The organism is Clostridioides sp. ES-S-0006-03 (assembly GCF_020662275.1).
GTDB lineage: Bacteria > Bacillota > Clostridia > Peptostreptococcales > Peptostreptococcaceae > Clostridioides.
The window spans coordinates 56,531-70,606 of record NZ_JADGMM010000007.1 but is presented as its reverse complement, the minus strand read 5'-3'; the positions used below and the strand labels follow the sequence as shown (position 1 = coordinate 70,606).

Genomic DNA, 14,076 nt, shown 5'->3' with positions numbered 1-14,076 from the left:
ATTTCCTCCTAATTATTTGAACACTATACTATAATTTTCTTTGAAACATATTCGCTTGTACTAGATGACATGATACCTCCATAAGTTAATAAAAAATCTACATTGTCGCCTAATTTATAATCACATTTTGTATTACTTACATCTAATATCATGTGGTCTGAACTTGCCCCTAATATCTCTATATCAGTGTCTATTGGAATTAAAGAGTCAATATTTATGTCCTGCTTACCTATGGCTATAATTGCCCTTTTTAAGATTCCTTTATCTTCATAAACAGGTTTATTTCTAAACGCATCAACTCCTATTTCTCCAATAGGAACTGATGGTTTTTCTTTACATTCAACTATTTGACATATTAATTTGAATACATCTTGATATGTCCCATTTATATTTTTACCGTATGCCGTTTCTCTACCAAGTAAAATAGATTCACCTATTCTCAAATTATTAATACCTTCTGGCATATTATTACTTGTCATTAAATGTATAGAACTTGAATTACCTCCTGATACTATTTCTAGATTTATTCCAAATTTACCTTCTATCTTTTGAGCTATACTTACTAGCCTACCTGTATTTTCTTTAGATGGTATAATAGCTCCATAACAAGTTAAGTTTGTGGCTATACCAATTATTTTAATATTTTTTAGTTTTACTATCTCTTTTATACTATTAAAGAGGTCTTCTTCATAAAAATACCCTTCTCGTAAATCTCCTAAGTCAAACATAAGAACTATATTATGAATAATATTTTTACTTTCACATAATTCATTTAATTTCTCTATAGTTTCTAATTCTGAGTTAAAACTTATATCACAATAATTGATAACTTCTTCTAGTTCACTTATCATGGGTATTCTAATTAGTATTTTAGGTAAATTTATATTTTGTAATTTTTTTAAGTTTTGTATTCTTGAATCTGCTATATGGTCTATTCCTTCATTATATACTGCTTCTACTATTTCTTTTCGTGCACAAAATGATTTAGTTACGAAAGATACCTTAATGTTTCTTTCATGACAACTCTGTAAAATTACTTTAGCATTATGTCTTAATTTTTCTATATCTATTTCTAATCTAGGGTACATAGTCTTTCCTCCTTGAAGTTTAAACTTTTTAGTAGGAGCTTAAGAGATGCTTCTTCGTATTTTTTAGATAAAACCCCTATAGATGCCATAATATAGTCATTATCTATCAATATCTTTGTTTTTTCCTTTGGAAATAGTAATTCTTTATTTTTATTGTATTTAGTTATACCATCTAATATTTTAATTCTACTAGGGAGCCTAGTAAGTGCTCCCCCTGTACCCACTATATATCTTACTTCTGTTAAATCTTTTCCTTCTGCAATTTTGGTTTTTCCAGTTGTTCCATAAATATTTCTTATTTTCCCTGAATGCCTTAACATAGCTTTAATAACAGCTTCTTTTGTCAATCTCTCCACAAATAATATTTCTTCTTTTGATTTTGGTATTGGTGGATAATTATCTATTACTTTATCAATATCTATAGATAATTCATTTTGTAAATTTTCTTTGCCTATAACTTCTACTATATTTTTCATATTTACATATACACCTAAATCTCCCTCAACACTTCTCTTAGCTACAGGTTCAGGATTAACTAATATTTTATTAATATAGTCACTTCCATATGTAACAGAATGCACATCAGTAGTTGCTCCACCTACATCTAAAGTTAATAAATCTCCAATATTTTTATATAAAAGTTTAGAAGCTTCCATTACAGCCCCTGGAGTTGGAGTAATATTTTCATTAACCATTTCTTTAATATACTTCATTCCTGGTGCTGTAGTTATGTGGTCTTCAAATACACCTTGAATAATTTTTCTTGTAGGTTCTATATTCAATAAATCTATTTTAGGATATACATTTTCTGTTATATAAAGCTTATAATTCGTATCTTCAAATATTAACCTTACTTCTTCTTGATTTTCAACATTACCAGCATATATAACTGGTATACCTAAACTCATAGAAGCTATCATTTCAGCATTATAAATAGCTGTATCTCTTTCTCCATAGTCAACTCCACCAGCTATTAAGATTATGTTGGGATTTATTTCTTTTATTTTCTTTAAATCAGTTCTTTTAATTCTACCTGATGTTACTTGACGAATAACAGCTCCAGCTCCTAGAGCAGCTTCTTTAGCTGCTTTTACTGTCATATCATACACTAATCCATGAACAGTCATTTTTAATCCACCAGCTGCACTAGAAGTTGCAAACATATCATTATACTTTATATCATCTACAGATAATTTATTAGCTAAATCTTTAATAGCACCCGATAAGCCATTTCTTACATCGCCACCTTCAAACACTGTTGTTGGAGCCTGACCTTGACCCGAAAATACAGGATTATCAGAATCAATATTATGGAAAGCGTTTACTACAGTGGTAGTACTTCCTATTTCAGCTACCAACACATCTATTTTTAAAGAAACTTTTTTATTCTCCATTATTTATTATTCATTTCTCTTCTTTTTTCAACTAAGAAAGTGGCTACATGTATACCTTTGCTGTTTCTTCCAAATCCAGCATCTATTCCTTGTTCAATGGCTATTTCAGGTGTTACCTGTGTTCCTCCACAAGCAATCATTACTTTATCTCTTATACCTTTTTCTACACAATAATCGTGTAATTTCTTCATATTTTTATAATGAATATCATCATGACTTATTATTGTAGATGCAAGTATTGCATCTGCATTTAGCTCTATTGCTGCGTCTACTAATTTTTCTACAGGTACAGAAGTTCCCAAGTAATGACATTCTATACCATATTTTTCAATACCACCATGTTTTATATCTATTATTTCTCTTAAACCAACTGAGTGTTCGTCTTCTCCAACTGTAGCTGAAACTATTTTCATAGGCTTTTCTTCTATATCTGCTCTTATTTCTTCATCAGTTAGTACTTTAGGTTCTTCTGGTATTACTAAGTCATTTAAATCTATATCAAATGGAACTCTTCCCTTCACTTCTATCCTAGTGCCTTCGGATTCATGCATAACTTCTCTACTTATAACTTCAACTTCTTGTAAATTCATTTTTTTGACAAATTCCAATGCTGCAAACTCAGCTGTTCTTTTATCAGTAGGAAGCATCATTGTTATCATCACAATTCCATCTGCACACCATTCCATTTCAGGTTTGATTTTAGTTCCACCTCTGTATTCCTCTGATTCTTTTAGTCTATTTTCTACATTATCAAAATCATCAAGTTCATCGATATATATTATTTTGTTTGGATTTTCAAATGTACATCCATCTATTAATATTGATGGATTATCTATAGCTTTTTCATCATATTGAGCTACATTATTGTATCCAAAGTGAGCAGTTACAGGTGCTAAATAATCTTTATCTCTTTCATAAACAGTACCCTCACCAACTCCACCTTTTATTTTTCTAGATATACCATCACCATTTCTTTCTGGATAATTTCCTGAGTCAACGAAGAATCCTTGTTCTACTGATTCAAAATATCCTCCAACTTCAAAGATTTCTTCCATATATAGTACAGCTCTTTCTTTAATCTCTCTTGCTTTGTATCTTAATTCTCCAACATCTTTAAGTTCTATCATATCCATAAGACCATCCATTCCAACTAAAGCTTGCTTTGCTGTATCACATGCTTCTATGTTGTATATATGCCAAGGTACATTTCTACCTTCGTCAGGTGTTATAGTTGATTGTATGTCAGCTCTAGTTAAGACTGATGTTAATAAATTTAATACATGAGTAACTGTTGCTTCTCTAGTTGATGATTCCATATATTTAGTATTCATTTGAGCTCTCATCTTATAATCACTAAATAATTCTCTAAGTGCAACAGCATAAGGTAAATCTATTCTTAAACATGGTGCTGGAGGGGCTGTTGGTGGCACTGTTGATAAGCATATATTACTTTTATCTATTCCTATTTTTTCTGAAAATATAGAATTTAAAGCGTGTTGAACCATAAGTTCAGGCATTACCTTCCATGCTTCTCTAGCAGTAGCATTAGCATTATGTGCTCCATCTATTTGAGCTATATTTGCAAAAGCCATTATTTGCTTAGCTTCACAAGCATCTACAAAAGATCTTACCATGTTTATATTTCTATATAGAACATTATATTGTGGGTCTTGATGTGCTCCATTGACCCCTTCTTCAGCAAACATTACTGCTACTTCAGGACCCGCAACACCACTTACATATGAATGGTAATTAATAGGTCTACCAACTTCTTCTTCTATAAAGTCAAGAGCTTTTCTTTGAGCTCTTACTTGTTTTCTTGTTATTGGAACACCTCCTATACCTTGAGGGGTTCCTTCTATAAGTCCGTCAAAATGTGATTGCCCAGCAGTTCTAATGACCATTAAGTGGTCAGCACCGTGATGAGCTGCCATCCTCATTCTTCTTATATCATCTTCAAATCTTCCAGAAGCTATTTCAGTAGTAATAATTGGGCTTGGTTGAGGGTCTATATTATTAAAATATTTAGATGATGGTAACCCTACACTCTTCTTTAAAGGTTTTGTACAGTCTTTATATTCAAAAGGTCCCATTTCAAGATTTTCCAAGTGTTCTCTCCAAACCCAACCTCTTCTTTTTGGTTTATATTTATCCAAATCTTTTAATATATAGTCTATATCTAATTTTTTATTTTCCTTTAACATGATTCTACCCCTTCTCTAAATAAACATGTAACTTCATCCCAATATTCACCATTAACTAATAATAAACCAGCTTCTCTAACTGATATATTTTTAGATTTAGCAAGCTTATAAACTACATGCCCTGCTCCCTTACCTATAAGACCTCTTTCCATAACACCTTCTAAAATAGGTTTTACCTCAAGAGAAGAAAATCCCATTCTTAACAAAACAGACCTTTCTATTGATGGTGTTGTATTCTTTTTGCCAAGGTCTATCATTGGTTCTACTATCTGGGCAGCTAAACTCCAAAATCTTTCTTTTAACTCATCATCGCTCAATTTCTGAAGATGTTTTCTTCTAACCTCAAAATCATCCTCTCTTTTTTTCATGAACATTCCCCCATTCATATTAATTTAAGTGAATTTTCCAACTATTCATTTCATGGTAAATTAAAAAATAGTAATTATTATAAATTATCTAACGTATCAATAACAAAATCTCTTGAACTTTTTACTTCTTTCATTAGAAATTCTATATCTTCATTACTTAGACTATTAACATTATCAATACCATTATGAGATACACAATTTTTTATAAATGATTTTCTTATTTTATTTATGTCGATATCAACACATTTTAATAATTCTGGTCTTTCTGGTAATATTAAGTTTACTCCTGCAATTTCTTCTCTTGGATTTCCAAATTTTATATCTATTCCATTTTCTTTTGCAAATGTAAGCTGTGGACATATGTGTTTACCTGCACCTGTATACTCTGTCTCTTGTACTACTACAACTTTATCTTCATCCAATTCTTGTGCTAAGGAAAATGCTGCTGCTAAAGATGTATTTCCAGCAGGTCCTCTTTCTATACCTTCCAACTGTGCCAATAATTCAGTTGTATAGAAAACTTCTCCTTGTTTTACTAACACATATCTGTCCATATATCTAAGTGGTCTAGCTGCAGACCTAGGTACATCTGACCTATCAGGCCATGTACAGAATGGTATACCAAAACCTGTATGTCCTGTTGTAAATGATTTTTTATTAAATTGACTATCACTAGCCATGTGTAATCCTTTTAAATCAACACTTGCTCCAACTACTTTTGTGTTAAGAGAACCAGCTTTTATTAGTCCTCTTGCTGTTCCAGTGAGATTACCTCCACCTGCATTTGTACAAACAACTACATCAGGGTCTTTTTTATATTTTTCTCTAAATTGAATAGCTAGCTCATATCCTAAAGTTTCTACACCTGCAATTCCAAATGGTGAATATAACGATGCGTTAAAATAGCTTGTTTCTTCTAGTAGGACTAAGAATGTATAAAATAATTCTGGTCCAACAGTTAATTGAATAACTTCTGCACCATATGCCTCACATTTTCTTGCTTTCTCTATAATCTCAGGTTGACCTAGACCATTAGAATCATAACATTCTTGAACTATTATACATTTTAAACCCTGCATTGCTGCCTGAGATGCTACAGCTGCTCCATAGTTACCACTAGTAGCTGCTATTACACCTTTATATCCCATTTTTTTAGCATGATATACTGCAGTAGCTGCTCTTCTTGCTTTAAAACTACCAGATGCATTCATTGCTTCATCTTTTACAAATATTCTAGCACCTTTACCTTCTGGAGCACATCTTCTGGCCAACTTAGTTAAATTTTTAAGTTCTATTATAGGAGTATTTCCAACAGCATATTGTGATTGAATTGCTTCAATATCTTGTAATGTATATCCTGTTTCACCCATCATTTTTTCATAGTCAAATCCTATTCCTTCTTGTTCAAAAGATGAGTAATCCAATCCAATTGCGTTTTTCATTATTTCATTGTTTCTTCCCATGACAGCTTGATAGCTCATATCTTTCATTGATGCTGCATTATTCATTATATACACCTCCAAATAATATTTCTTTAGCCTGTATTCCTATTTGGAGTAACTCAGGTATACATTTACCATAATCATGAGTATAATATGGATTTACTTTAAGTAAATTACCTTTTACAAGTCTACCCGTAATTGTTTTAACTTCTACTAAATCACCTATAGAGGCATCCTTTTGTATAAACCCTTTAACCCACATTTCTAAGGATACTTTCTTAGTATCCTCTGGAACTTGTGGAGCTCTTTCTTCTGGAGTCAACACTATATTGTGTATAATAACCCAATCATTAATTTTAGCATCCATTTTTTCATCCCCTTATCAGCTAACTGTTATTTTATTAATTTGCTTTTGACTCTTCTTCTAACTCAATTTCTATCTGATTTCTTATATCTCCCATTATTGCTCTAGGTACTGGTATATCCAACATAGTTTTAAGGCCTGGTCTAGCATTTATTATTAATGGAATAGAGTTTACTATCATTGCATAAGTACCTACCCCTCCAGGTATTTCAGGATTTATTTGTAAATCAATATTTGGTATCCCTTTTATTGATACATAGTCTCCTGTTTTAATACCTTCTGCTTCAGGTATTATCTGTTGTGGATGCTCCATTTCAATTAAAACGTCTCCATTTACATATCCATATCCACATTGTCTACAACCAGCAACATTTCCAGCCAATGCCTCTCCGTACTTAGATTTTCTATCTACTGTAGTCATTATTGGTTCTTTTGTTTGTTCTATCTTATCTAGTTTCCACCCTAATCCATCAGCTATCATATTTATTGATTCTACAAATCCTACATGACCTGCTATAGTATTATTTTCTACACCTTTTATGAACTCTTCTTTTGTTACTCCAACACCTTGTTCTACCATAACAGATTTTCCAAATGGTGATAAATCATTTACCCTCTTCGCTTTTATACTATTAACTTCTTCACAAGTACCTGAAAGCGCTAATACTAGTAAATCTAGTACAAACCCTGGATTGATTCCTGTTCCAAGAATACTTACTCCATTCTCTTTTGCAACTTCATCCATTTTCTTAGCCAAGTCTGCATCATCAGCTTGTGGATATGCCATTTGTTCTGCTGTTGATATAACATTTATTTTTCTATTTAATAAGAACATTATTTTATCAAAAGCCTTTTTAGTAAATGAATCAGTTGCTAATAAAACAACATCTACACTTTTTTCTTTAAAAACTTCTTCATAATTTCCATTGATAATAACTTCTGTTCTTTCTCCTCTTTCAATTCCTAGGACATCATACATACTTTTACCTGAAGTACTTCTACTGCAAACAGATACTATTTCTATACCTTCTTTTTTTAAAATCATATTAGCCATGCCTATCCCCATAGCTCCAAATCCCCATATACCAACTCTTACTTTTCTCATATATACACCCTCCTAAAAATTTATATTCTTAATTATTAGTTAAAGCATGAATCGTGCCAACTTCAAAACAAAAATAAATATTTATTAGAACGTTGAAACTATAATTATCTTGTTATGTATTTTCATAAATAAAAAATAATATTTTTTCTGAGAAACAAAAAAAGAGCAAAAAAATTTGCTCTTTTATAATAATTTTGCGCCTTTATTTTTCTTTTTTATTTTACTTCTTTATAGGACTTTAATGTTATATTTTTTTATTTTATATTGTAAATTTTGCCTATTCATACCTAAAATTGATGCAGCCTTAGTTATATTATATGATGCCTTTTCTAATGATTCATATATATACTTCTCTTCTATCTCACTGAGAACATTATTAAGTGTCTTATTCTCTAAATCATTTAAAGAATAATTATTACGCTCTTTATTCTCTTTAAGATTGTAATAGTCATTTAAATTAATCATGCTTGTTTCTATTTGTATCTCGTTTTCCATCATACTCATAGTACAATAAATTATGTTTTCTAGTTCTCTTATGTTCCCTTGCCAGTCATAATTTTTTAAAACCCTGATAGCTTCATCTGAAATACCTACTACTTTTTTATTTAACTTTTTATTATACTTTGAAATAAATTTTTTGCATAATACAGATATATCCTCTTTTCTATCTCTAAGAGGAGGAATTTTTATATCTATTATGTTAAGCCTATAATATAAATCTTTTCTCATTTTATTCTCATTTAAAATAACTTTTGGACTTTCATTTGTTGTTGCAATAATTCTTACATCAACAGGTATATCCTTAGTCCCTCCAACTCTTCTTACATAACCTTCCTGCAAAACTCTTAGCAATTTAGCCTGTAACATAATAGGCATGGAGTTTATTTCATCCAATAATAATGTCCCTTTGTTAGCTTGCTCAAATAAACCTGGCCTGTCTATTGCCCCTGTAAATCCTCCCTTAGCAGTTCCAAATAGTATTCCTTCGAATAATGATTCTGGTAAAGCTGCACAATTTTGTGCTATAAATGGATAATTTTTTCTATTACTTCCATAGTGAATGGACTGGCTAAATAGCTCTTTGCCTGTCCCAGTTTCACCATATATAAATACTGAGGCATCAGACTTACAAGCTTTCTTAGATTTTGCTATTGCCTCTTTAATCAGATTACTTTCCCCTAAAATATCATCAAATTCATAACCCTTTTTTTGTTTATTGTCAACTTTATTAATTAAATTTTTTTTATAGCTTCTGTTTAATAAATTTTCTATAGTTGTCATATTCTTTGATATTTCAAGTGCCCCTACAAATTCTCCTTTAATATCAATTGGTATCGTAGTATTTATTGCTGTTATTTCTTTTCCATTTTTATCTAGATATTTTTGAATATTGTCTTTAATAATTTCCCTTTTTTCCAAAACTTCTACTAGTGTACTTCTATTTATTTTCATTTTGCTGACTATATCAAAAAATGAATTAGTTAAAACATCATGTCTATTCATTTTTTCCATTTTTTGTACAGAATCATTGTAGATTATAGTTTTCCCTTCTTTATTAACAAAATGTACCCCTTCATCAATATTTTCCAATATTTCATTCATTACTTTAAAAAATATTTCTTGGTTCAACTATATCACCCCAGTACCTAAATATATAACAACCCAAAAATAAGTAAAATATTTCTATATATTTATCTTATCACATATTTATGATATTTTTTATGTCCATTATATTTTTAATTAATACTTGATGAACTACATAGTAAAGCATGAATAGTAATGGTTATATTCTTAGTATTTTCCCTTTTGTTGATATTTCCTTATTAAAAAAAATATTCTAAATATATTATTTATACTCAAATATTATCTAAAAAAGAGTATTTGTATACCTTTATTCTCGTACATATTTTTAACTTAAAATATAAACTTTATATAAAACAAGTTAAAATATACTTAATTAAAATACGTAAAAAAGAGCTATCACAGAACAAATTTAATTTACTCATGCGATAACTCGATTCTACAAACTAATATTTAATTTTCATAATATTTATTTCTAAAAAGCAGTCTCATGCCCAACATAACAGGCTATGCCATTATCTAAAAATATGTCCTGTAATTCTTCAAGATGCTCTTCATCAACATCTCCTTTATCAGAATACTCATATTCTTTACCTAATTGAATCCATTTTGACTCTCCTAGTCTATGAAATGGTAACAGATTAATTTCTACTAAATTATTTTTATGCATAAAAGATATAATATCATTTATATTTTCTATACTATCATTAAATCCTGAAATAACTGGTACTCTAAGTACTAATCTTCCACCCCAGTCAGAGTTTACAAGATTTGATATGTTTTCTAATACTAAATCATTATACACACCTGTTTGTTCCTTATGCTTTTCTCTATCCATATGTTTTATATCAATAAATGCAAAGTCGATATCCTTAAATATATTATTAAAAATTTCATTTGAAACACATGCACTCGTTTCAATAGCAGTGTGCACATTTGTTTCATGACATTTTAATAGCACTTCATGTAAAAATTCATGTTGAAGTAGTGGCTCTCCTCCACTAAATGTTACTCCTCCATTACTTCTCCAGTTATTAGAATCACGCTTAATCACCTTTACAAGTTCCTCTACAGTATATGGCTTTGCACATAATTTAAACGCATTATAATAACACGAGTTGACACATTCAAAACTCTCACAATTCTTACATATGCCCCAATCTATGACTGGCTTATTGTCAAGGTCAAAACTCAATGCACCATTTTTACATTTACCATGACATACAGTACATCCATTTTCATATTGACAAGACAACTCACTAAACATCATATGTGGTCTAACAGTCCAACTTTCAGGATTTGCACACCACTTACAACTAAGTGGACATCCATTTAAAAACACAGTTGTTCTACAACCTGGCCCATCATGAACTGAAAAGCTTTGTATATCAAAAATCATTCCTTCTAATTGTCTTTGACTATTCATTAAACACATGCCCTTCACAAGTAATTGCGTTTAATGTTGAGTATACCCAATCTTCATTCTCTAGCCCAACACATTTACCTATACCTTCATCATTAGCATCAACAAAATTTTTACAATTTTTACATTTTGGCATTACTTTTATTTCTGAACATGCTTCATCATCTAAATTAATCATTTGTTTTGATAATCTACAAATCCCTTTAGTCGCATCTACTGCGCAAAAATTCATACAATCACTATGTTTTCTCATATTTTACACCCCTTCATACTCTGTTCTAGCAATTACTTCATCTTGTATTGGTTTACCTAGTTCACACCAGTATTGAGTAAATCCAGCAACACGTACCATTAGTTGACGATAATTATCAGGATTTTTTTGTGCGTCTTTCAAAGTTTCTGAGTCCACAACATTGTATTGAATATGGAATCCACCTTTTCTCAAGTAACTTCTTGTTAAATCTAACAGTTTTTTTGTTCCTTGTTGTCCTCTAATAGTTGTAGGATGAAGTTTTAAATTCATTTGAGAATTTTGAACTACTGCTTGATCCCAAATAGTCGCAGATTCAAATAATGCATACACACCATTTTTATCTGTTCCTGCATATGCAGAAACTGAACCATCTGAATATGTTGTTCCACTTAATCTACCATCTGGGGTAGCTAAAGTAGCAGCTCCTTGTGGTCCATGTGTAGATACAGAAATTTGACAAGGATACATTTTTTTAGCATATAAAGATTGTGCTTCTTCACACACTTTTGCTAGCCATATTTCATAATTTTTAAGAATCATATCTGCATACAAATCATTGTTTCCATATTTAGGTGCATCAAGACAGGCCTTATAAATAGCATCATATTTGCCAGTCTTATCCACTTTTACTTGGTCTGCCATAGAATAATTACCAACTTCTAATGCATCTTTAAATCCAAAATTATTTAATACAGCATCCTTCATTTCTTCAACTGTAAAAGCTTTGTCATCATATACAAGTTTTTTAAGTGCAGCAAATGAGTTAACCATAGTAACAGTTCCACAAGTTTCTACATTTAATGTTGCATTATAACGATATCCCATATTTCCTATATGTTGACCTTTATCTAAACAGTCTGGTTTTAATAGAGAATTTATTATAGAAGTATCAAACTTTCTCCATATATCTAACTCAATATTATTTGCTCTCTCAAGAACATTTATTGCTTGTTTATAATAGTCTTTAAATACTTCTACAACTTCTTCATAAGTATCTAATGGCTTATTATGAGGTTCAAATACTTGTATATTCATACGATGGTCTTTACCATTCATAAGAACAAGTTCTAATATTTTAGGATTAGCAATAAAGTGAACTCCAGAACCAGCAGATTGTCCTGCTCCACCTGCAATAGAATATGTCTTTCCATTTAAAGTCAGTTGTTTCCAGCATCCTGGAGATGTTTCCAGACATCCACCTAATGCAAATGCTCTAGCTTCTTCAACAGTCATTCCTTCATCAGCAAATTGCTTCATCATAAATGTTGTCCCATTTGAATTGTTTACCCATGCTGGATAACCAGAACCAAGTTTTGTACATTCAACAGCTTTCATTAAAAAATCTTCTGGAAGTTTTTCATCATATAACATAGTTAAGCTAGGCTGAGGAGTTCTACATCTCATACTTGCCTCTAATAATAATTCTTCTAATTCATTAGCTCCTGTAGAACCATCTTCTCTTAACCCACCTATAGATAAAGTATTGAATGTATTTCCTGATAAGACTCCTCCATTTACACCTGCTGAAGCAAAACAGTCAATACAAGTGATTTTTATTCTATAAAGTTCTAATAATTCAATAACTTCTTCTTTTGTAATTAGTCCTTTTTCCATATCCTGTTCATACCAAGGATATAAAATTTGACCAAAACGACCTATAGACATACCAGATATAGCATCTTCATTTACTGATGCTATATGAATTGTATAAGTCAATTGAAGAGCTTCTCTAAATGTACGAGGTTGTTTATGTGCAATATGTTCTAATATCTCTACTAAATCTGAATATTCTTTTTTTGATTCTAAATCTGTTTCTATACTCTCTAAATATTTTGCATGTTTTGCATAGTTTAAAATCCAAGCTTGTAACCCTTCAATGACTTGAATAACAGCTTCATAAAAATATAGACGATCCATTCCGATAAGCCCATCTCCAGATGCATTTCCTGCAACTGCTTTTTTACATTCTTTTGCCATTTCTATAATTCCATCTAATCCATAATTTAAAGGATAAAAATAGTTTATAACTTCTCTACCTTGAGGAAGTGTATATCCTGAATCAAACATACATATAAGTGTACTCATTAAATTTTCTTTTAAATCATAATCTGGCATCATCTTTTCATAGTGAAATCCTAAATCTTCAACTGATTTTCCAACCCATTCCTTTGCCATTTTTACAAGAACAGGTACTTCTTCTTTTCTCATTCCAAATTTACCAGCTATTGAAACAACATTTCCAAAACTTTCAGTTACATTTCCTCCACCAGAACCAAATTTTGTAAGCTCATCTGCTGTATTACTAGCTAATTTCTTTGCTTCTTCTTTCATTTGTTCTCCCTGAGCAACAAAGAAACTTTCACTTACCCAAGGCATTGGGAAAGAACCTCTATAATGGCGTGTTTTTTGCATTACTATCTTCTCACCAGGTATTATATTTGGTGTCATATGAGAAAAAGCAGCTTTAAGAGCTTTAGCTCTTCTAACTACTGCTATATCCCCATCTGATTTTCTATATTCTCTATTGTACCAATATGGAAATTCCATATCAGCTGTAGACAATGTATTGTAATATACATTCAATAAATCATCTGCTCTTTTACTTGCTTTTTTTTCACTAAGTTCATCTAAATTTTCTTGATTTTGAAAATTTGCTTTAATATTTTTTGCTTCTAAAATACTTCTTATTTTATCTTCTTTACTTTGACTCATTTCTTCCCCTCCTTAAACTTTCTATACTTAGTATAAAACTTTTTAAGAAGGGAAAAAAAGAGTCTATTACCCACTTTCTAAAATAATCTTTCTACAAAAAAATAAAACTTAAAACATTTTAGACCATAAATTTACCTTATAT

The 14,076-nt window shown here is 30.6% G+C and carries 11 protein-coding genes; all 11 read right to left on the bottom strand.

What is annotated here, in order from left to right; translation table 11 throughout:
• Positions 1-23: 23 nt before the first annotated feature.
• A complete protein-coding gene (gene orr, locus IR151_RS11065) occupies positions 24-1,088 on the bottom strand; it encodes an ornithine racemase Orr (protein ID WP_227434579.1) in 1,065 nt (354 codons plus the stop codon).
• A complete protein-coding gene (locus IR151_RS11060; RefSeq protein ID WP_227434578.1) occupies positions 1,073-2,482 on the bottom strand; it encodes a GlmL-related ornithine degradation protein in 1,410 nt (469 codons plus the stop codon). Before IR151_RS11060 ends, orr begins: the two co-directional genes overlap by 16 nt.
• Positions 2,482-4,686 carry a D-ornithine 4,5-aminomutase subunit OraE gene (gene oraE, locus IR151_RS11055; protein WP_227434577.1) on the bottom strand — a complete coding sequence of 735 codons (2,205 nt, stop codon included), beginning with the start codon at positions 4,684-4,686 and terminating at the stop codon, positions 2,482-2,484. The genes IR151_RS11060 and oraE overlap by 1 nt, the downstream gene beginning before the upstream one ends.
• The gene (locus tag IR151_RS11050; protein WP_227434576.1) at positions 4,680-5,054 is read right to left on the bottom strand and encodes an ornithine aminomutase subunit alpha; all 375 of its coding nucleotides are present in this window, start codon (positions 5,052-5,054) and stop codon (positions 4,680-4,682) included. Before IR151_RS11050 ends, oraE begins: the two co-directional genes overlap by 7 nt.
• Before the next feature lie 77 nt (positions 5,055-5,131).
• Positions 5,132-6,562 carry a 2-amino-4-oxopentanoate thiolase subunit OrtB gene (ortB, locus tag IR151_RS11045; RefSeq protein ID WP_227434575.1) on the bottom strand — a complete coding sequence of 477 codons (1,431 nt, stop codon included), beginning with the start codon at positions 6,560-6,562 and terminating at the stop codon, positions 5,132-5,134.
• Entirely contained in the window at positions 6,555-6,863 is a 309-nt protein-coding gene (gene ortA / locus IR151_RS11040) for a 2-amino-4-oxopentanoate thiolase subunit OrtA (RefSeq protein WP_227434574.1), read from the bottom strand. The genes ortB and ortA overlap by 8 nt, the downstream gene beginning before the upstream one ends.
• Before the next feature lie 34 nt (positions 6,864-6,897).
• Positions 6,898-7,965: a 2,4-diaminopentanoate dehydrogenase gene (ord, locus tag IR151_RS11035; protein ID WP_227434573.1), complete on the bottom strand. Its 1,068-nt coding sequence runs from the start codon at positions 7,963-7,965 to the stop codon at positions 6,898-6,900.
• Between the two features lie 228 nt (positions 7,966-8,193).
• Positions 8,194-9,594 (bottom strand): sigma 54-interacting transcriptional regulator, encoded by a 1,401-nt coding sequence (locus tag IR151_RS11030; protein ID WP_285891632.1) that lies wholly within the window; start codon positions 9,592-9,594, stop codon positions 8,194-8,196.
• Positions 9,595-10,021: 427 nt separating this feature from the next.
• A complete protein-coding gene (gene hpdA, locus IR151_RS11025; RefSeq protein ID WP_227434572.1) occupies positions 10,022-10,972 on the bottom strand; it encodes a 4-hydroxyphenylacetate decarboxylase activase in 951 nt (316 codons plus the stop codon).
• Entirely contained in the window at positions 10,965-11,222 is a 258-nt protein-coding gene (gene hpdC / locus IR151_RS11020) for a 4-hydroxyphenylacetate decarboxylase small subunit (RefSeq protein WP_227434571.1), read from the bottom strand. The genes hpdA and hpdC overlap by 8 nt, the downstream gene beginning before the upstream one ends.
• Before the next feature lie 3 nt (positions 11,223-11,225).
• On the bottom strand, positions 11,226-13,934 hold the full coding sequence (gene hpdB / locus IR151_RS11015; protein WP_227434570.1) for a 4-hydroxyphenylacetate decarboxylase large subunit: 2,709 nt from the start codon (positions 13,932-13,934) through the stop codon (positions 11,226-11,228).
• Between the last annotated feature and the right edge of the window lie 142 nt (positions 13,935-14,076).